Annotated in this window: 14 protein-coding genes; 6 read left to right on the top strand and 8 right to left on the bottom strand. The window is 69.9% G+C overall.

Annotated features, from left to right (window positions below; translation table 11 throughout):
• The first annotated feature begins 46 nt into the window (after positions 1-46).
• A complete protein-coding gene (locus tag RN729_RS09985; RefSeq protein WP_310784371.1) occupies positions 47-556 on the top strand; it encodes a hypothetical protein in 510 nt (169 codons plus the stop codon).
• Positions 557-586: 30 nt separating this feature from the next.
• Here RN729_RS09985 and RN729_RS09980 read toward each other — a convergent pair whose 3' ends face one another.
• The 4 genes from RN729_RS09980 to RN729_RS09965 are packed head-to-tail and all read right to left on the bottom strand — an operon-like array spanning position 587 to position 3,933.
• Positions 587-2,245 carry a hypothetical protein gene (locus tag RN729_RS09980; protein ID WP_310784369.1) on the bottom strand — a complete coding sequence of 553 codons (1,659 nt, stop codon included), beginning with the start codon at positions 2,243-2,245 and terminating at the stop codon, positions 587-589.
• 28 nt (positions 2,246-2,273) lie between these two features.
• Positions 2,274-2,783 carry a 2-amino-4-hydroxy-6-hydroxymethyldihydropteridine diphosphokinase gene (gene folK / locus RN729_RS09975; RefSeq protein WP_310784367.1) on the bottom strand — a complete coding sequence of 170 codons (510 nt, stop codon included), beginning with the start codon at positions 2,781-2,783 and terminating at the stop codon, positions 2,274-2,276.
• A complete protein-coding gene (folB, locus tag RN729_RS09970; RefSeq protein ID WP_310784365.1) occupies positions 2,780-3,148 on the bottom strand; it encodes a dihydroneopterin aldolase in 369 nt (122 codons plus the stop codon). The genes folK and folB overlap by 4 nt, the downstream gene beginning before the upstream one ends.
• Positions 3,148-3,933 carry an SDR family oxidoreductase gene (locus tag RN729_RS09965; RefSeq protein WP_310784363.1) on the bottom strand — a complete coding sequence of 262 codons (786 nt, stop codon included), beginning with the start codon at positions 3,931-3,933 and terminating at the stop codon, positions 3,148-3,150. Before RN729_RS09965 ends, folB begins: the two co-directional genes overlap by 1 nt.
• A gap of 209 nt (positions 3,934-4,142) precedes the next feature.
• On the opposite strand from RN729_RS09965, the gene RN729_RS09960 reads away from it, so the two are divergent.
• Complete coding sequence (locus tag RN729_RS09960) at positions 4,143-5,129, top strand: NADPH:quinone reductase (protein WP_310784361.1); 987 nt, start codon at positions 4,143-4,145, stop codon at positions 5,127-5,129.
• 13 nt (positions 5,130-5,142) lie between these two features.
• Here RN729_RS09960 and RN729_RS09955 read toward each other — a convergent pair whose 3' ends face one another.
• From RN729_RS09955 to RN729_RS09945, 3 genes are all read right to left on the bottom strand, one after another.
• Positions 5,143-6,816 (bottom strand): serine hydrolase, encoded by a 1,674-nt coding sequence (locus RN729_RS09955; RefSeq protein ID WP_310784359.1) that lies wholly within the window; start codon positions 6,814-6,816, stop codon positions 5,143-5,145.
• Positions 6,817-6,976: 160 nt separating this feature from the next.
• Complete coding sequence (locus RN729_RS09950; protein ID WP_310784357.1) at positions 6,977-8,650, bottom strand: serine hydrolase domain-containing protein; 1,674 nt, start codon at positions 8,648-8,650, stop codon at positions 6,977-6,979.
• 298 nt (positions 8,651-8,948) lie between these two features.
• Positions 8,949-10,379 (bottom strand): amidohydrolase family protein, encoded by a 1,431-nt coding sequence (locus RN729_RS09945; RefSeq protein WP_310784355.1) that lies wholly within the window; start codon positions 10,377-10,379, stop codon positions 8,949-8,951.
• A gap of 130 nt (positions 10,380-10,509) precedes the next feature.
• On the opposite strand from RN729_RS09945, the gene RN729_RS09940 reads away from it, so the two are divergent.
• Both RN729_RS09940 and RN729_RS09935 read left to right on the top strand, forming a co-directional pair.
• Entirely contained in the window at positions 10,510-13,662 is a 3,153-nt protein-coding gene (locus RN729_RS09940; RefSeq protein ID WP_310784353.1) for a PD-(D/E)XK nuclease family protein, read from the top strand.
• Positions 13,659-17,294 (top strand): UvrD-helicase domain-containing protein, encoded by a 3,636-nt coding sequence (locus RN729_RS09935; protein WP_310784351.1) that lies wholly within the window; start codon positions 13,659-13,661, stop codon positions 17,292-17,294. The genes RN729_RS09940 and RN729_RS09935 overlap by 4 nt, the downstream gene beginning before the upstream one ends.
• Positions 17,295-17,299: 5 nt before the next feature.
• On the opposite strand, the gene RN729_RS09930 is transcribed toward RN729_RS09935, so the two are convergent.
• A complete protein-coding gene (locus RN729_RS09930) occupies positions 17,300-17,890 on the bottom strand; it encodes a hypothetical protein (protein ID WP_310784349.1) in 591 nt (196 codons plus the stop codon).
• 179 nt (positions 17,891-18,069) lie between these two features.
• Between RN729_RS09930 and RN729_RS09925 the strand changes: the two genes are divergently transcribed.
• Complete coding sequence (locus RN729_RS09925) at positions 18,070-19,083, top strand: M14 family zinc carboxypeptidase (RefSeq protein WP_310784347.1); 1,014 nt, start codon at positions 18,070-18,072, stop codon at positions 19,081-19,083.
• A gap of 52 nt (positions 19,084-19,135) precedes the next feature.
• Positions 19,136-20,950: a M66 family metalloprotease gene (locus RN729_RS09920; protein ID WP_310784344.1), complete on the top strand. Its 1,815-nt coding sequence runs from the start codon at positions 19,136-19,138 to the stop codon at positions 20,948-20,950.

The following is a 20,950-nucleotide window of genomic DNA, read 5'->3' as shown; positions in this document are numbered from 1 at the left end:
CGGCGAGTCCAGGAAGCGGGGAGTTCGAGAAACGGGGGAGGGGAATATGCGTCGAAGAACGTCGGGGTCGCTCATCGTTCTGCTCGCGGTCGTCGTGGGCGGGCCGCCCCTGGCCGCGCAGGAATTCAAGGCCGGGGGCCAGGTCACCTTCGGGGACGACGCGGACTTCGGCCTCGGCCCGCGCGCGCAGCTGTCGCTGCCCTGGATCGCCCCCGGGGCCTGGCTCGCCGGGTCCTTCGACTACTTCTTCCCCGACTCGGGCCTCGGCGATCCCGGCGGCGACTACGACTACCACGAACTCAACGTGAACGTCCTCGTGGACATCCCGCTCGATCGGGTCACGAACCTGGTCCCGTACGCCGGCGGCGGACTCAACCTGGCGTGGGAAAAGGTTCCGTCCAACGGAAGAGAAGGGGTTTCGGAGCGGCGGTCCGGCCTGAACGTCATCGCCGGATTCCGCTTCCCCCTCGTCGGGTTCACGCCCTTCGTCGAGGCGAGGTACGAACTCGAGGGCGGCGAGCAACTCCTCGTCGCCGGCGGCATCCTGCTGCCCTAGCGCCGTGCGTCCGGGGACCGGAGAACTCCGTCAGAATCGTAAACCGCCGCCGGCGCTGAAGGCCCACCTCGATCTCTCGCTCTCACCGATCCCTCCGCCGAAGCGGTAACCGACATTGAGGTTCGTTACCTGCGCGAAGGAGGAGAGCGGGGATCCTCCGAACACGGTGACCCCGATGTTGCCGCCCAGCCTCGAATCCTGGTCGGGGTACCAGGCGCCTCCATAGTCGACGAAGGCGCCGACGCCGAGCCCGAACAGGTTGTAGAAGTTGTCCACCAGGTAGGAGCGGTGTTCGAGCGTCGCGCGCACCGTGCGGGTGCCCACGAACGCGTGTGGACCCCAGAGGCGCGGCAATATCTGGAAGCCGATGTCGTGCTCGGAGCCCGGGCGGGGCGATTCCTGGACCCCTGCGGATGCCTGCAGAAACGTCGTGTTCCGCTCCGTCTCCCGCACCGCCGCCGTTCCGGTGCCGAAGACGTAGCCGGAGTCGAGGCCCGCCGAGTTGAAGAGGCCGCCGCCGTCGAGCACACCCTTGAGAATCGCGGGGCCCGCCCGCCTTCCGGACGACAGGAGAAGACGCGTTCCGATTCCCGTCGACCTGTATCCCAGGCGTTCGTGGGCGAGCTTGACGGAGACGAACACGCGGTCGCTGAGATCCTGATCCTCCTCGGAAAACCCGTTGAAGCGCTGCACGCGCTCGAAGCGGGCCCGCCGCCATTCGGCGTATACGCCGATGAGCCCGTACACGGAGTCCGGCACCGTGGCGTCGAGGCTGTCCGGATTGACGCCGGGATGTTCGAGCCGGAGGTGTTCCTCATGCCGGACTTCGAGCGTTGCCCCGATGCGGAGGAACTTCCGCGGACTCGCGATCGGCGCGATCGCTCCCGTCAGGCGGTGGATGTGGGCTCGCCGCCGCCACTCGATCGTCTGGAGGCTGTCCGGATTGTGGCGCACGTACTGCGGGATACGCCCCTGGAAGTCCCGTCCCTCGTAATAGAACGCCGAGCGGTCCGAGAGCGCGCGGAAGGGATTCGACAGGCGCCACGCGACGACGTCGCGGTCCGACAGGTTGAGCCACGTCGCGTTGGCCGCGAGCCGGGTGGAGGCCAGTCGATTCGACGTCAGCCGGAGATCCATGCCGTCGCGGTCGGTCTCACGGACGTACCACACGCGCATGGCGTTTCCGCTGCCCGCAAGGTTGATCTCGGTGACCCCGAAGGTGCCGGTCAGCGTGCCGTCCGCTGCGAGCCGCCCCGTGATGCGCGGCTGCAGACTCCACGCGTCGCGCGTTCTCACGCTCAGCGCGAGTTTCCCGTCGACGCGGGCGGTGTCCACGCGGACCCGGCGGAAGAGGCCGAGGCGGCGGAGGTTCCGTTCGCTCTCGGCGGCCAGGAGCGAGTCGTAGGGCGTCCCCGGCCCCAGGAGCAGCTCGCGGCGGATGACCCAGGGCTGCGTCGTCCCGTGCAGTCCGTTGCCGAGCCGGTAGATGAAGTTTCCGGCTGCGGCATCCTCCGGGAAGACGTCCTGCCGGCCGATGATGACCGTGTCGATGATGGCGCCCGCGCCGTCCTGCGCCTGCGCCGCGGACGTCGGGAAGAGCCCCAGCAGGCACAGAAATCGGACGACGTTCGCGCCCCGGAACGGAGCAGGGCGAGTCCCCCTTTCCGGGAGGGCCGCGGACGGAATCATGGGGCGGGAAGGTACGGTCGAACCGGGTTCACGGCCACCGGACATCGTCGCGTTTCGCGAGGCCCGGCTCGTCACGGAAACGGGCCGCGATCTCACCCAGTGTGATTCCCAGCCCGGGATGCCGGAATCCCGGCGCCACATCGGCGAGGGGCACCGCCAGATGCGCCCTCGTCGGGATCTCCGGGTCCGGGAGTTGCAGCTCCTCCTGGTCGAGGACCAGGCCCTGCACGGCGGCGATGTCGATGTCGATCGTGCGGGGGGCGTTGGGGTCGGCGGTGCGGACGCGTCCGAGGCGCCGCTCCAGCGGCCGGATGACCTCGAACTTCAACTCACCCGGGGAGAGATCGGTCGTGATGCGCACCGCCGCGTTCAGGAAGCGGGGCATCCCGGGGTTCCCGACCGGTTCCGCTTCGTAGATGGGCGAGGCTCCGTCGATGCCCAGCAGTTCGTCGAGCGCCTCGAGGGCCGCGACGATGTGCCGCTCCGGATCGATGTTCGAGCCGAGCGTGAGGAGGGCTGTCCGGGGCGAGGCGTTCACGCGTAGTCCGCCGCCGTCCGTTCGACTTCGACCCCCACCGAGCGCGCGTAGCGCAGCGCGCCGGGCTTCTCCACGCGGACCTTCGCCCGCACGGCGCCGAAATCGACGATCGCGATCCGTGCGATCTGGTGCGCGAGGGCTTCGACGAGATACGGCTCGGCCCCTTCAACGTGCGCGATGACGCGCTTCGTCAGCGTCCGGTAGTTCAGCACGTCCGCGACGTCATCGGACTCGCCCGCGGCCCGGGCGTCCACGGAGAGGGAGAGGTTGATCACGATGTCCTGTTTCTTCTCGCGCTCCCAGTCGTTGACTCCGATGATGCCTCGAACGAGGAGATCACGGATGATGACCGTATCGGACGCCATCAGACCCGTCTTCCCGTCAGCAGATGTTCGCCGCCGTCCACGTAGATCGTCGCTCCCGTCACATAGTCGTTCTCGGCCAGGAACCGCGCCGCGTGTGCCACGTACTCCGGATCGCCCGTCCGACCGAGCGGAATCCTCCGACCCTTCTCCCGCCAGGCCTCGTCCTCCGCCGTCTCGCCGGGAGGCGGAAGGATCGGGCCGGGGACGATCGCGTTCGCGCGCACCTCCGCGCCCAGTTCGCGGGCCGTGAGCGCCGTCAGGTGCAGAAGTCCCGCCTTGCTGACCCCGTGCGGCGCAAACCCCTTCCAGGCTGCGACCGCCGCCATGTCCGACATGTTGAGTATGACGCCGGGCGCCAGAGGTTCCCCCTGGGTTCCGCGCCGGTCGGGCACGGCCCGCATCCGGAGGGCGGCCCGCTGCGTCATGAGGAAGGGAGCGCGCAGGTTGAGCGCTTGCGCGGCGTCCCACTCGGCGACCGTCACTTCGTCGAAGGGGGTGCGCTCGAAGCTCGCGGCGGAGTTCACCAGGATGTCGAGACGTGCGAACGCCGCGTCGAACGCGTCGAACAGGTTGTCGATCTGCTCCGGACGTGACAGGTCCGCCGCGGCCGTCGCCGCCCGCCGCCCCAGGGCCCGCACCTCGTTCGCCGTGTGGTCGGCCGCCTCGGCCGAGCTCCGGTAGTGGATGAAGACGTCGCATCCCGCCTCCGCCAGACCCAGCGACAGCGCGCGGCCCAGCCGGCGTGCGCCCCCCGTCACGAGTGCGACGGCACCCTTGAGTCTCACGGCATCTCTCCGTTCACGAGCATCCCCGGCGGCCCCGGCAAATCCCCCGGCGGATGTCCCCGGGGCGTGTGATTCCCCGGCCGTCCCGCCCCGGGGAAGCCGGGAATGTACAAGATTCGAGGGCGGTTGGGGCGTTGCACGCGGAGGCGGCGCATGCCCCATTGCGGCGCACCCGCGGCGGGCGTGGGATTCCAACCGGGAGAAGGCGCGTGAAAGCGATCTGGTATGAGACGACCGGCCCCGCGCCGGAGGTGCTCCGGTTCGGGCGGCAGGAAGCACCCGTGCCGGGGGCGGGAGAAGTTCGGGTGCGGCTGGCCGCCTCTGGTGTGAATCCGTCGGACACCAAGCGGAGGGCCGGCTGGATCGGTCTGTCGATGCCTCACCCGCGCATCGTCCCGCATTCCGACGGGGCGGGAACGATCGATGCGGTGGGGGCGGAGGTGGACGGGTCTCGCGTCGGCGAGCGCGTCTGGCTGTGGAATGCCCAGAGCGGTGGCCGTCCGTTCGGGACGGCGGCGGAGTACACGGCGGTGCCGGCCGCGCAGGCCGTGCCGTTGCCGGACAATGCCTCCTTCGCGGACGGGGCGGGCCTCGGAGTGCCCGGCTGTACGGCGCACTACGCCGTGTACGGGGACGGACCGGTGGGCGGGAAGCGGATCCTCGTGCAGGGAGGCGCCGGGGCCGTCGGCCATCTGGCGGTGCAACTGGCCACTCTGGGCGGCGCCGAGGTCATCGCCACGGTGAGCAGCGCCGCCAAGGCGGAGGTCGGGCGGGGCGGCGGCGCGAGACATGCGATCGACTACCGGCGGGAGGACGTTGCCGGCCGGGTCCTCGACCTCACGGATGGGAAAGGCGTGGACCGCATCATCGAGGTGGACCTCGCCGCGAACCTCGAGACGGACGTCGCGGTTCTGCGGGAGAACGGAACCATCGCCTCGTACTCGTCAACCTCCGGCCCGGAACTGCCGCTCGCCTACTATCCGCTCGCCTTCAAGGACCTGCGCATCCATTTTCTGCAGGGCTACCTGCTGCCCGCCGCCGCCCGCCGCGCCGCGGTCCGGGATCTCACGACCTGGCTCGCGGCCGGACAACTCGACGTGCGGATCGCCGCCACCTTCCCCCTCGCGGAGACGGCGTCCGCACACGAGGCCCTCGAGTCCGGCCGCGCGGACGGGAAGATCCTCGTCGAGCTCTGACGGGCGTGTCGCGCTACTGCACCCGTTCGAAGCGCAGATCCCAGACGCGTCCCTGGCTCAGGCTCGCCTGCGTGACCCGCCCGCTCTCGTCGCGCCGGAAGACGAAGGTGCTGCCTCCCTGCCTGAACGCATCGGGATACACCGGCACGAGCGACGGTCCGTCCCCGTAGCGGTCCTTCAATACGAGGCCGCCGTCCTCGACCTCGACCCAGTACGTGACTTCCGCCTCGTCGCTGTGGTACGCGCCCACGTAGGCGGCCAGGTCCGACGCGGTGGGCTCGAACCCCTCGACGGGCTCGATCCTCACGTCATCGGCGACCGGCGTGTCCATCGTGGCCCCGGGCCTCGCTCCGCCGTCGGCCGCGGCGTCGAAGACGATGGATACGCCCGCCGGTGAGGCGAACTCGGTCTCGCTCATCGCCGCGAGCGACATCGCGCCCGGCCCTCCGCCCATGCGGAGCGAGGCGCCGTCCGCCGTCAACTCCATGAACTGGCCCGTGCGGGTGTCGCGGTATCCGCCGGCGAGAGCGGCGACGCGGGCCGGGTCGACGTCCGCGCCCGCGGGATCCTCCGACGCTTCCTCGCCGATGGCGTCCCCGAGGTAGAGGTCGGCCACGGCGCGGGCGAGCCTGCCGGGGTTGGCCTCGCCCACGTTGCACATCACCGACACCGCGAGCCCGTGGTCGGGGAAGCGGGTGAGGAAGCCCCGGTACGCCGCGGTTCCTCCGGAATGCTGGACCTCGCGCACGCCCTTGTAATCGCCGACGAAGAGTCCGCCCGCGTAGCTGATCTGCCGCCCCGAGTCGAGCATCCCCTGCTCATGCATGAGCCGGATGAACTCGGGCCCGCCGACTTCGCCCGTGTCGAGGTTGCGGGTGAACCTGAGAAGGTCGCCGACGGTCGTGAGCAGACCGCCGTTTCCGTGCACGTTTTCGAACGGCATCAGCATGTGCCATTCGTCGTCGTCGCCGCGCCGGTATCCGATCGAGCGCTCCTCGACGATCTCCGTGAAATCGTCCCGCCACTGCGTTTTCGTCATGCCGAGGGGGCGGAAGATCCGCTCCTGCGAGAACTCGTCGAACGTCTGTCCGGTTACCCTCTCCACGAGCATCGCCTGGAGGTTGTATCCGGTGTTCGTGTAGGAGTAGTAGCGGCCCGGCTCGTAGTTGAGGGCGCGCTGGCGGCTCGCGATGTCGAGCGCGTGCTTGTGCGTGTGGATCCGGGTCGTCCGCGCCCAGCCATGGATGCCCGCGACCGACCCCCAGTCGCGGAGCCCGCTCGTGTGATGGATGAGCATGCGCACCGTGATCGGCTCGCCGTAGTCGGGCATCTCGGGAAAGTACTCCCGGATGTCGTCGTCCAGGTCGATGCGTCCGTCCAGCGCGAGCAGGATCGTGGCCGCCGCGGTGAACTGTTTCGAGACGGAGCCCGGCTCGAACACGGTCTCGGGTGTGTTCGGCAGGTCCCACTCGAGGTTCGCCATGCCGTACGCGCGCGCCATGACCTGCTGTCCGTCCCGCGACACCGCGAAGGCGCACCCGGGGCCGTCCGAAGCGCTGTAGTCCGCGAATACGGCGTCGAGCGCCGCCATTTCGACGGTCCCCCCGGACGCATCGTCGCGACTCGCGTCCGCGCAGGCGAGTCCTGCGGCGAGGGGGAGGATGAGGGTCCCGAGTCGTGTCTTCATCGTCTTCCTCCTGACGGAATTGCGCCGCTCACCGTGTCGTCGCCGGCCGAAGCCGTCTGCGCGGCCGCTAGAGCAATGTCGGTGCACATCTCCGCCCCGTCGAGATCCCGCGACCGCGTCCCGGCCAGCGGGGAGGCGGACCTGGCGGTCCCGTAGCGATCTATTGCACCCGCTCGAAGCGGAGATCCCAGACCCGCCCCTCGCTCAGACTTGCCTGCGTGACCCGTCCCGTCGCATCCCGGCGGAAGATGATCGTGCCGGACTCTCGCCCGAACGCGTCGGGATACAGGGGATCGAGAGCCGCGCCGTCCCCGTACCGGTCCCGGAACACGAGACGCCCGTCCTCGACTGCGAACCAGTACGTCACCTCGGCTTCTTCGCTGTGGTAGGCTCCGACGTAATCCGCCAGGTCGGCCGAGGTCGGTTCGAACGCGCCGACGGGCTCGATCCGCACGCCATCCGCCGCGGGCATGTTCAGGATGCCTGCGGGTCGTTCGCCGGCGTTCGCCGGACCTTCGAACGCGATGGATACGCCGGTCGCCGAGGCGAACCCGGTTGCGCTGGTGGCCGCGAGCGGCGGCCCGCCGGGTCCTCCGCTCATGAGCAGGGATGAACCGTCCGCGGTCAGCTCGAGATACTGTCCCGTTCGCGTGTCCCGGTATCCGCCGGCGAAGGCGGCGACGTCCGCGGGATCGACATCCGCCCCTCCCGCATCGGCCCGAGGCTCCTCGGTCATGGCGTCCGCGAGGTAGAGTTCCGCCACCTGGTGGACGAGTCCGCGCGAGTCGGCCTCGGCCACGTTGCACATCAGGGACACCGCCACACCGTGATCCGGATAGCGTGTGAGGAAAGCCCGGTACGCGGCCGTCGAACCGCCGTGCGAGACCTCGCGCACGCCCTTGTATTCTCCCACGCGCAGCCCGCCCGCATAGCCGGTCTTCCACCCCGAGTCGAGCGTGCCCTCCTCGTGCATGAGACGGACGAATTCCGGCCCGCCGACCTCGCCCGTATCCAGATTATGTGTGAAGCGGAGGAGGTCCCCCACGGTCGTGAGCAGACCGCCGTTGCCGTGGACGTTCTCGAACGGCATCAGCATGTGCCATTCGCCGTCCTCTCCGCGCCGGTAACCGACGGAGCGCTCGTCCACGATCTCGGTGAAATCGTCCCGCCACTGCGTCTTCGTCATGCCGAGGGGGCGAAAGATCCGCTCCTGCGAAAACTCGTCGAAGGTCTGGCCCGTGACCCGCTCGATGAGCATCGCCTGGAGGTTGTATCCGGTGTTCGTGTACGAGTAGTAGCGGCCCGGCTCGTAGTTCAGGGCGCGCTGACGGCTCGCGATGTCGAGCGCGTGCTTGTGTGAGTGGACCCGGCTCCAGCGCGGCCAGCCCTGAATGGCGGCGACCGAGCCCCAGTCCCGAAGACCGCTCGTGTGGTGGATCAGCATCCGCACGGTGACGGCTTCGCCGTAGTCGGGCATCTCCGGAAAGTACGCCCGGATGTCGTCATCCAGATCGATCCGTCCATCCAGCGCGAGCAGAATCGTGGCCGCGGCGGCGAACTGCTTCGAGACGGAGCCGGGCTCGAACACCGTCCCCGGCGTGTTCGGAACGCGCCACTCCAGATCCGCCATCCCGTACGCGCGCGACATGACCTGTTGCCCGTCCCGCGAAACGGCGAATGCGCACCCGGGCCCCTCGGAGCCGGCGTAATCCGCGAAGATCGCGTCGAGGGCCGTCAGTTCGGGAGCGCCCTCCGAAGGGCCTCCCGGGTTCGCGCCCGCGCAGGCGAGTCCCGCGGCGGTCGGAAGGATCAGTGTCCAGAGCGGTGTCTTCATCGTTCTACTCCCCGACGGAGGTCCAGAAAACGGAGTGAGCCCATCTCAGCGCGAGACATCGATGACTCCGGCGTCCCCTTCGATGCGAAGTGTGGTCCCCAACTCTGCCGAGCGCGCGCGAATGTCCTCGAGCAGGGTGCGGGCGGCTTCGCCTTCGAGCAGATACGGATGGGACGATCGTGATTTCCTGGCCGGGAAGAGGTCGGGGCACCAGGGCCGCCACGGCCAGGCCCGCCGCCAGGAGCGTGCGAACCACGTGTTCTCGGGATGCGGGCATGGGGCGTCTCCCGTTGCCGGACTACTCGGCCGGTGCGGCGGCCAGGATCTCGGCGGGGTCGAGGGCGCGTCCGCCGCGCACGACGGTCCGAATGCGTCTCGTGTTGCGGATGTCCTCGAGAGGGTCTGCTTCGAGCAGTACGAGATCGGCCTCCAGTCCCGCCTCGACGGCCCCGCGGCTCTCCTCTTCCTTCAGAATCCGCGCGTTCTCGAGCGTGGCGGCGGACAGGACTTCGCGTGCCGGCATGCCGGCTTCGACGAGAAACTCCATCTCGTGGTGCAGCGAGGCGCCCGGCGCGACTTGCGGCTCCGGGGCGTCGGTCCCGACGAGCAACTGCACGCCGGCTTCATGCAGCATGCCGGTGAGCCGCAGGTATTTTTCCCACGTCCCCTCGCGCACGGAGATGGGCGACGCGCCCCAGTCCAGACTGCGCCGCGCCCGGTCCTTGTCCCAGAACGCCTTGAGGCGGGCCGGCATGGGGTCGTGGTCGGGGTGTCCGTAGACTTCGGGCAGATCCATGAAGAGGAGCGTGCCCCAGAAGACCATGAGCGTCGGGTCGACGCGCGCGCCGTGTTCGGCGATGACGTCGATGAGGCGGCGCGCCTCGTCCGAGTCGAGGTTGATCGAATGGCGGTCGTCGGGGTCGTCGAGGAGGAAGTTGGACACCGTATAGATGTGCTCGACGCAGTCGAGTCCGTCGGTGACGGCGTCCGCCGTGTGATAGTCGAGGAGGTGCCCGCTCACGACGAGACCGTGTTCGTGGCCGACCTCGATCACGCGGCGCCCGACCTCGCGCGTGACGCCGACATACAGCTTGAGCGTCTTCACGCCCCACGCCGCCATGTCGGCCACGAAGGGGTCCACGTCGGCGGGCGTCGCCAGGTACCAGCCGACATCGGGATGCCAGGGCGGGTTGCCGTCGATGAGGAAGCTGCACCGGAAGAGGTTCGGAGAGATCTCCGGGTGGTCCTCGGCGTAGCGTTCGATAAGGCGCTGAGCCGGGACGTTGTCTCCCGTGCTCCGGATCGACGTGACCCCGTGTCCGAGGTAGAAGGGAAGGACCTCGTCGCCGGTCATGTGTGACTGGTAGAGGATGTGGGTGACGTGGACGTGCGCGTCGATGAGTCCGGGGAGGACGAAGAGGCCGGCCCCGTCGATGCGCGCCGCGCCCGCGGCGGCGTCGGAATCCGCGTTCAACTCCGCGCCGGGGGCGACGGCTTCGATCCGGCCGTCCCGGATGAGGACGCTCGTGTCCGGGCGCATGGCGCCGGCCCGGACGTCGAAGACGCTGGCCCGGTCGATGAGCAGGGGGGGAGCCGTCGCCGTTCCGGCCTCGTCGCCGGTCGCCGTCGCCGGTGCCGCCCGCCGGTCGTCCGCATCGCAGCCGAGTGCGAGCCCGGCGCCCGCCAGCGCGGCGCCCCGCATGAAGTCGCGGCGATCGATGGCGGCCACGGGTGCTACGCGGAGATGAAGCGCAAGAGCGTCATTTCTGAGGATCGTCCGTGACCCTCGGCGGCGTCAAGCAGCGCGCCCATCATGCGGAGTTGATAGCGCGTTGCGTTCGCGGCGATAGGTTGTGTCCATGCCCGCTTCTTCTGCCCGCTTCATCGTCTCCCCCACCGCCGCCGTGCGCTTCGACGCCGCGCGGTCATGGCTCGGAGGGCAACCCTCCACGGCGGGCGTGACGATCATCGGCGAGACGCTTTCGGGGCCTCACGAACTGCTCCTGCGCGGGGTCCGGACGGCGGGGGCCGCGATGGGCTGGCGGCGCACGACGCTGCACCTCCTGGCCCGCGACGTCGCGCTCTCGCGACTCGCTTCCGATGGGAGGGCGATCGGAGATTCGGTGGCTCGCGACGCCATCGTCGCGCGCGCGCTGGCGGGGCTCGGTCGGCGGAAACTGGGGCGGTTGGCGGGGGTGTCGGACACGCCCGGCTTCGTTCGCGCCGTGGGCCGGGCCCTGGACGCCCTCCGCATGGCGGGCGTCACGCCGTCCGAGCTCGCCCCCGTCGACGCGGACCTCGCCGTCTTCTTCGAAGCGGTCGAGGCGGAGTGGCGGGCGGCGGGACTCGCGGATCGGGCCGGCGTATTCGAGGCCGCGCTGTCCGCGCTGCGCGATCCGGAATCCCGGAGCAGGGTCGAGGACGACCGTTTCATGATTCTCGACGCCCGGATCTGGACCGAACTGGAGGAGCGGTTCGTTGCGGCCCTCATCGCGCGGGGCCGCGAGTTGCTGGCGACCGTCCCGGAGGGGGATGACCGCACGCTGCGGGCCCTGGAAGAAGCAGGCGCGCGCCGTTCCGATCCGCCCGGGATCGATGGGACCGCCACCGGGGCGGTCGGGCGCCTTCACGGGCACCTCTTCGGCTCGGCGCCGGCCGAATCCGCCGTGGACGATGCGGTCACCGTGTTCTCGGCTCCCGGCGAGGGCCGGGAAGCCGTGGAGATCGCCCGGAGACTCATCGCGCTCGCCGAGGCCGGTACGCCCTTCGACCGGTGCGCGATCCTTCTCCGGCAGCCCGAGGACTATCGACCGTACCTGGAGGAGGCTCTCAATCGGGCGGGAATCCGGCCCTGGTTCGCGCGCGGCGTGCGGCGTCCGGATCCGGCGGGCCGGGCCTTTCTCGCCCTTCTCCGTTGCCGGGCCGAGGACTACTCGGCGATTCGCTTCTCGGAGTATGTCTCGATCGGGGAGGTGCCGAACAAGGGAGAGGACGCGGAGCGGGTGCCGCGGCGCTGGGAGCGGCTGCTCGTCGACGCGGCCGTTGTCGGTGGCCTGGATCGATGGGAGCGGCGACTCGATGGGCTCGCCGCGGAACTCGAATTCAAGCGCGCCGCGCTGGAAACGGAGGACGCCGAGAACCCGCGCCTCGCATGGATCGACGGGACGCGCGCCAATCTCGCTTCGCTCCGGGAGTACGCCTTGCCGCTGCTGTCGGAACTGTCCGAACTGCCCGCGGAGGCCCGCTGGGAGAGCTGGCTGGCCGCGCTGGTCCCGCTCGCCGCCCGCTCGCTTCGGCGGCCCGGCAACGTGCTCGCCGCCTTGTCCGACCTCGCGCCGATGGGGCCTCTGGGTCCGGTGAAGCTGGACGAAGTCGTGCGCGTTCTCACGCCCCGACTCCTGCAGGCTCCCGAGCCGCCGCCTGCGAACCGTTACGGCCGCGTGTTCATCGGGTCGATCGATGCGGCTCGGGGGCTCGCCTTCGATGTCGTGTTCGTCCCCGGCATGGCCGAGCGCGTGTTTCCTCCCAAGATCGGGGAAGATCCGATCCTCCTCGACGAGATGCGGCGCCGGCTGGCTCCCGGCCGTCTTCTGACGAACCGCGACCGCGTTCAGCATGAGCGGCTCGCCTTCAGGCTCGCCGTCGGGGCGGCGCGGAAGCAGGTCATCCTCTCCTATCCGCGCATCGACGCCATGAAGACCCGGCCCCGCGTCCCCTCCTTCTACGCGCTCGAGGCGATTCGCGCCGCGGAGGGGCGGCTGCCCGGCTTCGAGGTCCTCGCACAGCGGGCGGAGGAGGTCTCCGATGCCCGGATCGGATGGCCGGCGCCCAAGTCCCGCGCGCAGGCGATCGATGAAGCCGAATACGACCTCGCCGTGCTCGACGAACTCGACGGGCACGATCTCCGCGGGGAACGCGCGGTGAAGGCCGCCGGTCATCTCCTCCACTCGAACCCCCACCTCGCGCGCGCCCTCCGCTTCCGCGCCTACCGATGGGAGGTGCCGCGATGGACGTGGGCGGACGGACTCATTCAACTCTCAGAGCGTGCGGCGGAAGTGCTGGCGGGGCGGTCGCCCGACGCACGTCCTTACTCGGCGACGGCGCTCCAGCACTTCGCGGCCTGTCCGTACCGCTTCTATCTCCAGGCGATCCAGGGTCTGCGCCCGCGCGAGGAACCGGCCGGGATCGAGGCGCTCGATCCGCTGCAGCGCGGTTCGCTCGTGCACCAGGTGCAGTTCGAACTCCTGACCCGGCTCCAGGCCGAAAGCACGAAGGAGCGGCCCCTCCTTCCGGTGGGGCCGGAGAACGACGCGCGGGTATCCGAACTCCTCGAGGACGTGCTCGAGAAGGTGGCGGGGGACTTCCGCGATCGCCTCGTGCCCGCGATCGACCGGGTCTGGGACGACGGCATTGAAGCGATCCGACAGGACCTGCGGGAGTGGCTGCGGCACGAGATCGACAGCAAGTCGCCGTTCGAGCCGTGGCGCTTCGAACTCTCCTTCGGGCTCCCGCAGGACCCGAACCGCGACGCGCACTCCGTGGGGGAGCCCGTCGACCTGGCCGTCGGACTGAAGCTCCGCGGCGCCATCGACCTGATCGAACGGACCCCGGCCGGGGTCCTGCGAGTCACGGACCACAAGACGGGCCGTTACCGGGCAAAGGCGGGCGCCACGATCCAGGGCGGCGAACTCCTGCAGCCGGTCCTCTACGCGCTCGCCGCACAGTCGCTCTTTCCGGACCAGCGCGTGGAATCGGGCCGGCTCTACTACTGCACGGCGGACGGCGAATTCCGGGACCACGTCGTGCCGCTCGACGACCGGGCGCTCGAAGCGGCGGGGATCCTGAGCGAGATCGTGAGCGGGGCCTTCGAGGCCGGGAGTTTTCCGGCGCTTCCGCGGGAGGATGCCTGCCGCTGGTGCGACTACCGGCAGGTCTGCGGACCCGACGAGGAGCTGCGCACCCGGAGCAAACCCCCGCCCGTCCATCTGCGGCGTCTGAGGGAGTACCCGTGACCCCGCCCGCCCGCCTCGCCGACCAGGAGGCCCGCGACGCGATCCTGAACGACCTCGGGGACACGCTCTTCGTCGAAGCGGCGGCGGGCACGGGGAAGACGACCGCGCTCACGGGCCGGATCGTCGAGGTGCTGAAACACGGTCTGGGCACGCTGGAGGACATCGTTGCCGTCACCTTCACCGAGAAGGCGGCCGGCGAAATGAAGCTCCGGCTGCGGGCGGCCATCGGGGAGGCCCGGGTGGCCGAGGAGAACAGGGAAGTTCGTGAGCGTCTCTCGCGTGCGCTGGGCCACCTGGAACTCGCTCACATCGGCACGATCCACGGCTTCTGTGCCGACGTGCTGCGGGAGCGGCCGATCGAGGCCGGCGTCGACCCGGCGTTCCGGGTCGCCGCCGAGGACGAAGCCGGGCGTCTCCTCGATCGCGCCTTCGAGAGCTGGTTCGAGGGCGCCCTGGCAGACCCCGGTCCCGGCGTGAGGAGGGCGTTGCGCCGTCACTATCCGCGGAATTCGGGCGGTCCGCGCGCGGCCCTGCGGGCGGCGGCCGGCAGTCTCGTGGACCAGCGCGACTTCGACGCGCCGTGGTCCAGACCCGAGTGGGACCGGGAGGCCGAACTCGACCGCGCGCTCGACCTCCTGCGGGAGCTTGCCGCCTTCGCCCCGCGGGCCTCTCGTCCGGAAGACTATCTCACGCAGAACCTGCGCCACATCGAACGCGGCGTGCGCGAAATCGAACTGAGGGAGAAGACGCGCGGACGCGACCATGACTACCTGGAGGCCTGGCTGCGGCCCTTCGTGCGCGCGCGCTGGCGCGGCTGGTTCTGGCGCGGCTTCCGCTCGCGGGATTTCGGCGGCGGCCTCGCGAAGGCGGACGTCGTCGCGCGCCGCGACGCGGTTCGGGCGGAAGTCGAGGAGATCCTGCAGACGGCGGATGCGGGCCTGGCGGCGCACCTCCGGGACGAACTCTGGCCCGTGACGGAGCGATACGAGCGGGCCAAGCGGCGCGACGGATGCCTCGACTTCGTGGACCTCCTGATCCGGGCGCGGGGCCTTCTCCGCGACAACGAGGAGATCCGGAGGCACTACCGAAAGCGCTTCACGCGGTTCTTCGTCGACGAGTTCCAGGACACCGACCCGCTGCAGGTCGAGATCCTCCTTCTCCTCTGCGGCGAGGACCCGGACGAGACGCGCCCGGGGCGCATCGTGCCCGCCCGCGGCAAGCTCTTCGTGGTCGGCGATCCGAAGCAGTCGATCTACCGCTTTCGTCGGGCCGACGTGATGCTGTACGAGAAGACGAAACGCCGCCTGGCGGAGGCGGATGCGCGGGTGCTGCACCTGTCCACGAGCTTCCGGTCGCAGCCGCGCTTGCAGGCCGCCGTAAACGGGGCGTTCGCGACGCGCATGAAGGCGAGCGAGGACGGCAGCCAGGCGGCCTACGTGCCGCTCGCGCCCTTCCGCGCGGACACCGGGAGCCAACCTGCAATCATCGCCCTTCCGGTTCCGGCACCGTACGGACGCTTCGGAAAGGTCCGGGGAGTCGATATCGAGGGATCTCTGCCCGTCGCGGTCGGGGAGATGGTGCGCTGGCTGGTCCACGAGTCGGGGTGGGTCGTGACGGAACGGGAGCGTCCGGAAGATCCGGTCCCGGTCCAGGCCCGCCACATCTGCCTCCTCTTCCGTCGCTTTCAGAAGTGGGGGGAGGACGTGACGCGCCCCTACGTGCGTGCGCTCGAGGCCCGCGCCATTCCGCATGTGCTGGTCGGCGGCCGCTCATACCACGATCGGGAGGAGGTGCTTGCCGTCCGCAACGCGCTCACGGCCATCGAGTGGCCCGACGATCGACTGGCGGTCTACGCCGCCCTCCGGGGTCCGCTCTTCTCGCTCGGCGATCGCGCGCTGTTCGAGTTCGGCGTCGATGTGGGTCCGCTGCATCCGCTCGCCGGGTGGGAGCCGGGCGGCGGAAACGGCCGCACGGAGGACGGAACGGCTCTGAAGCCTGAACTGCGGGACGTGGCGGCGGTTCTCGGGCTCCTCGGCGACCTCCACCGGCATCGGAACCGGCGTCCGATTCCGGAGACCGTCCGACGCCTGCTCTCGGCCGCGCGCGCCCACGCGGGTATCGCGATCTGGCCCACGGGAGAACAGGCGCTGGCCAACGTGCTCCGGCTCGTCGACCGGGCGCGCGCGTTCGAGCGCGGGGGCAGCGCATCCTTCCGGGCGTTTCTCGACCGGCTCGAAGATGAAGCCGAACGTGGGCAGTCCGAGGAGGCGCCGATCGTGGAGGAGGGGACCGAAGGCGTGAGGATGATGACGGTACACAAGGCGAAGGGCCTCGAGTTCCCGGTCGTCATCCTGGCGGACATGACCTGCGCCGCGGCGCACGAGCCGCCATCGCGCCACATGGACGCCGCCCGGCGTCTCTGGGCTCAGCGCCTCTGTGGCGCGACCCCCCGTGACATTCTGGATAACGCCGAGGTCGAGCGGCGCCGGGAGATGGCCGAAGCCGATCGGCTCGCGTACGTGGCGGCCACGCGGGCACGCGACCTGCTCGTCGTGCCGGCCCTCGGAGACGGCCGCGACGGCCGCGGGGGCGTCTCCGGGGAAGATGGTGAGTGGTGGCTCGAGTCGCTGAATCCGGCGGTGTACCCGCCCCACGGTGCACGCCGACGGCCGTCCTCTGCCGAGAGCCTGGGAGCTCCGGCCTTCGGCGATGAGTCGGTTCTCGATCGTCCGGATGGGAAGGGCGGTCAGCGCCCCACGCCGCCGGATTCGGTCGCGCCGGGGCTGCATGCCGCTGAAGCGGGAACGGAGATCGTGTGGTGGGATCCCGCCGCGCTCGATCTCGAGGTGGATCCACGCGCGGGCGATCGCCAGCGCCGATTGCTCGAGGTCGAGAGAGAGGAGCAACCCTCCCTGGACGTCGAGGCGGGGCGCGGCGCGCACCGGGAATGGCAGGCGGCTCGCGCGGCGAGACTGGCGGCGGGCGGGCGCCGGACGATGTCGGTTGCCACGGCGGGAGCGATCGCGCGCCGCGCCGCCGAAGCCGCTGAAACCGGCGAGGAGCCCCGCTCCGACACCCGTATCGCGTGGATCGACGTGCCCCGGCCGGAAACCGAGGGACCGGACGGGGCAGGGCGCCCCGGAGGCGAGCGGTTCGGCGATCTCGTCCATCGCATCCTCGCCGAGGTTCCCCTCGACGCCGACTCCGCTGCGGTCGAAGGACTGGCCGGGACGCTGGGTCGGACGCTGGGAAGTCACGAGACCGAAGTTGTCGCGGCGGCGGCTCTCGCGACGCGCGCGCTGGAACACGAAGTGCTCGACCGGGCGCGGGCCGCCCTGGGCTCCCGGCCCGGCGCGGTCCATCGCGAGGTCCCGGTCTTCCACGTCGCACACACCGCGGCACCGGACGGGGAGGGGGACGGCGAGCAGGGCGCGGCCATTGTCGAAGGGGTCGCGGATCTCGCCTTCCGCGAGGTCACCGGTTCCGGCCCGTGCTGGACCGTCGTCGACTACAAGACGGATCGGCGGCCCGCCCGGCGGCGCACCGAGTACGAGGCACAGGTCGCCTGCTACGTCGAGGCCATTGAGGGGGCCAGAGGAGAACCGGCCCGAGGGGTCGTGCTTGCGCTGTAGGAACGCTAGGCGTCGTACTCCCGGCGGTGGAGTTCGGCCGCGCGTTCGGACCACTCCTTGAGTCGGATCCGTGCTCCGAGCCCCCTGCCGAGAGTGTCGAGGTCTTCGGAGGTCCAGCGGGCCAGATCGAGGTACGTTCGGTAGCCCATTTCGTTCAGCCGCGCCTCGAAGGCGGGGCCGATCCCCTTGATCCGCGTCAGGTCGTCGCCCTCGCTCGATGCCCGCGCCCGCGCCCGTGCCCGTTCCGCTGCGGGGCGCGCATTGCGCTTGCGGACCGTTCGTGCCCGGGGGAGGCGGGCGCGCCGCGCGGAGTTGACCCGCCGGCTCCCCTCGGGATCCAGCTTCGAGAGGCGGGTGTACAGCCGGTCCCGCTCGGCCTCGATCCTCCGGCGCGCCGCCTCGGATTCGAGCCGCGCACGCTCGAGCATCTGCCGTGCGTCGTGTTCGATGGCGGACAGGCGGTTGTCGAATTGACGCTTGAGCGTCAGCTCTCTCCCGGCCATCTGTCGGCCACGGAACCACGAGCCGACGACAAAACCCGCCGACGCGGCCAACAGCAGCCCCAGCACGACGATCGGGGTCAGGATGTCCATCATCTTCGAGCGGACTCCGGTTTCCGGCGTAGTCCCGCCGCGAGGTGACGCGAAGGGGAACCCAATATAGGGTGACGGAGGAAACCGCCCAACCCCGGCGCGACCGGGAACCGCGACCCGAATCAGCCGGCCGGCAAGGAGAATCCATCGAGACCCCGCTGACGGGACGGTTCGACCGGATCATGGCTTCACCGGACATTTCCGCGGCTTCCGGGCGCGTGCTCGGGTCGTCGCGCGAGGGGCGGCCGGTTGTGGGGTTCCGCTTCGGGCGGGGACCCGAGGCCGTGAGTCTGCTCGGCGGCTGCCACGCCGACGAACCGGTGGGGCCGCGGCTCCTGCGTCGTCTCGCCGGCTATCTGGCGGGACTCGACGCGGAGGATTCAATGCTCACCCGTTACCAGTGGTGGATCATCCCGCACATCAACCCCGACGGCGCGATCCGTAACGCCCCGTGGCAGGATCCCGATGCGAAGGCGTACGACCTCGGGCGATACCTGGCGGGCAAGGTGCGGGAACTGCCGGGCGACGACATCGAGTTCGGTTTTCCGCGCGACGAGGCCGATCCCGGAGCGCGGCCCGAGAATCGGGCGGCGTACGACTGGTGGCGGACCTGCGATCGACCGTTCGCGCTGCACGCCTCCCTGCACGGTATGGGCTTCGCCGCCGGTCCCTTCTTCCTCATCGATCGCGCCTGGGAGGATCGATGCGAAGCGTTGAAGGCCTCATGCCGGCAGCGCGCAGAGGCTCTCGGCTACTCGCTGCACGACGTCGAGCGTCACGGAGAGAAGGGCTTTTTTCGCTTCGAGCGGGGGTTCGCCTCACGGCCCGACTCGAAACTCATGGCCGCGCACTTCGAGGCCCTCGACGACTCGGCGACGGCGTCCCGCTTCTGGCCGAGTTCGATGGAAACGCTGCGCTCCTTCGGCCACGACACGCTGACCCTCGTCTCGGAGATGCCGCTCTTCATCCTCCCCGGCGTGGGAGAAAGGCCGGGCCCGCCGGATCCGGCCGCCGAACGCTGGAAGAGACGGCTGGACGGCTGGAGGAGCGAGCTTACCGTGGGGGGCGCGCCGGACGCCGTCTCCGCCGATGCGGCAAGACACGGGCTTGTCCCCATGCCGGTGCGCGACCAGATGACGCTGCAGTGGACGTTCATCGCCGCGGGATTGAATCAGATGAGCGCCCCGGCCGCGTGACGTCGCGCGGCGCCTCGCGTCCGGCTTGCCTGTGCCGCGGCAAGAGAACAACGTGACCAGCGTGAACAGGCGATTTCTACTCGCGATCCTCGCGGCGGCCGGCTGCAGCGATCTGGCATCGCAACCCGAGCGCGTCCCGGCCTCGCTCGAGCTCCTTCCCGCCGACGCCGTCATCCTCGAAGGCGAGGCCGTTCGGTATCAGTTTCGGGTATTGGACGAGGGCGGCGCGGCTTTCGACCGGGTACCGGCGTGGGCGCCGCCGCGCTGGTCCGTGTCCGATCCGTCGGTCGCCGAGGTCGATGCGGACGGCGAGGTCATCGGCCTCGAGGGCGGTCGTGAGACGCGGGTGGCCGCGGAAGTGGCGAGCATGCAGGCCGGAGCCTGGGTGCGGGTGAACCCGACGAGCGTCAAGATCGAAGCGTCCGCCGTGCATCTGACGCAGGCGGTCCAGACGCTGGGCGGAGACGTTCCTCTGATCGCGGGCCGTTCGGCGCTCCTTCGAGTCTTCTTCACGGGCGACAAGCTGAGCTTCTATCGTCCCCGCCCACTGGCGACCTTCTACCAGGACGGGGCCCCGATCCACGAGATGCGACTGGATCCCGCGGTGGACCGGATCCCGACGGAGCCCGAGGAGGGGCGACTCGACCGGTCGTTCAACGTGGTCGTGCCGGGGCTGGTGGTGCAACCCCGCGTTGAACTGGTAGTGGAACTGGATCCGGACGGCGCCGTGCCGGCGGTTTCGGGAAGCGACCGGCGCGTGCCCGCCGAAGGACGACTGAGGCTGGACGTGCTGACGGTGCCCCCAATGGAGCTGACGGTGGTGCCGGTGGTGCACTCCGCGGATTCGGAGGCGATTCTGACCTGGGTGGAAGGGATTACGGAGACAAGCCCCGGGATGGAGTTCGTGCGTTCCATACTCCCCATCGGCGAACTGGAACTGACCGTGAACGAGCCCTACCGCACGACAGCGGACCTCGGAACGGTGGCAGGCTGGCTGGGGCTTCTGCGCGAGATCAGCGTGCTCCGGCTCACGGAGCGACGGTCGGACTATTACTACGCTGCCGTCGCAGCCCCTCCGAACGCTCCCCTCAAGGGGTTGGGCTACATTGGGCTGCCGATCGGAGTCGGAATACCTGATGTCGACACGTTTGCCCACGAACTGGGGCACAACATGGGGCTCCGACACGCTCCCTGCGGCCTCGCCGTGAACCCCGATCCGGACTTCCCGTACGAGGACGGCTCCATCGGAGTCTTCGGATACGAGACCCGGGGCGGGAACACGCAGATGGTCGATCCCGCCGAGTATTGGGACCTGATGACGTACTGCGATCCGAGCTGGATCAGCGACTATCATTTCATCAAGGCCATGGAGTTCCGGCGGGAGCACGAGTCGCTGGTCCTGCGGAGCGTCGATCCTGAGCCGACGCTGCTCCTCTGGGGGAATGCCGGCACCCCGGATCTTCTGCTGGAGCCCGCCTTCGTCCTCGACGCGCCCCCGAAGCTGCCGGCCCGGGAGGGCCCGTATCGCCTGGAGGGGTTCGACGCGGCCGGCCGGCCCCTGTTCTCCTTCCCCTTCACTCCGGACGAATTGGAGTACGGGGGGGGACAGTTCGCCTTCGCGATTCCCTATGATGACCGCTGGGGCGGTCCTGAAGGACTGGATCATGTCCGCCTCTCGGGCCCGGACGGCTCCGTCACCGTCGAGAGGTCGGGGAGTCGCCGGGCGTCGCTGGTCATGGACCCCGACACGGGTCGCCTGCGCGGCATCCTGAGGGGGCGGGAGGCCCCTCCTCCGTGGGCCGATGACATGGAGATCGTAGCCAGCGACGGAGTGCCCCTCGTCAGGGTCTCGGGCCCCCGCCAGTGA

Origin of the sequence: Candidatus Palauibacter polyketidifaciens (assembly GCF_947581785.1) — a bacterium.
In the GTDB taxonomy this organism is placed as follows: Bacteria; Gemmatimonadota; Gemmatimonadetes; order Palauibacterales; family Palauibacteraceae; genus Palauibacter; species Palauibacter polyketidifaciens.
This window is presented reverse-complemented; position numbering and strand designations above follow the sequence as displayed.

Bases quoted from the DNA above. Each gene is read 5' to 3' on its own strand.
- RN729_RS09985 (WP_310784371.1), top strand. From the start codon at position 47: ATGCGTCGAAGAACGTCGGGGTCGCTCATCGTTCTGCTCGCGGTCGTC.
- RN729_RS09980 (WP_310784369.1), bottom strand. From the start codon at position 2,245: ATGATTCCGTCCGCGGCCCTCCCGGAAAGGGGGACTCGCCCTGCTCCG.
- folB (WP_310784365.1), bottom strand. From the start codon at position 3,148: ATGGCGTCCGATACGGTCATCATCCGTGATCTCCTCGTTCGAGGCATC.
- RN729_RS09955 (WP_310784359.1), bottom strand. From the start codon at position 6,816: ATGAAGACACGACTCGGGACCCTCATCCTCCCCCTCGCCGCAGGACTC.
- RN729_RS09950 (WP_310784357.1), bottom strand. From the start codon at position 8,650: ATGAAGACACCGCTCTGGACACTGATCCTTCCGACCGCCGCGGGACTC.
- RN729_RS09940 (WP_310784353.1), top strand. From the start codon at position 10,510: ATGCCCGCTTCTTCTGCCCGCTTCATCGTCTCCCCCACCGCCGCCGTG.
- RN729_RS09930 (WP_310784349.1), bottom strand. From the start codon at position 17,890: ATGATGGACATCCTGACCCCGATCGTCGTGCTGGGGCTGCTGTTGGCC.
- RN729_RS09925 (WP_310784347.1), top strand. From the start codon at position 18,070: ATGGCTTCACCGGACATTTCCGCGGCTTCCGGGCGCGTGCTCGGGTCG.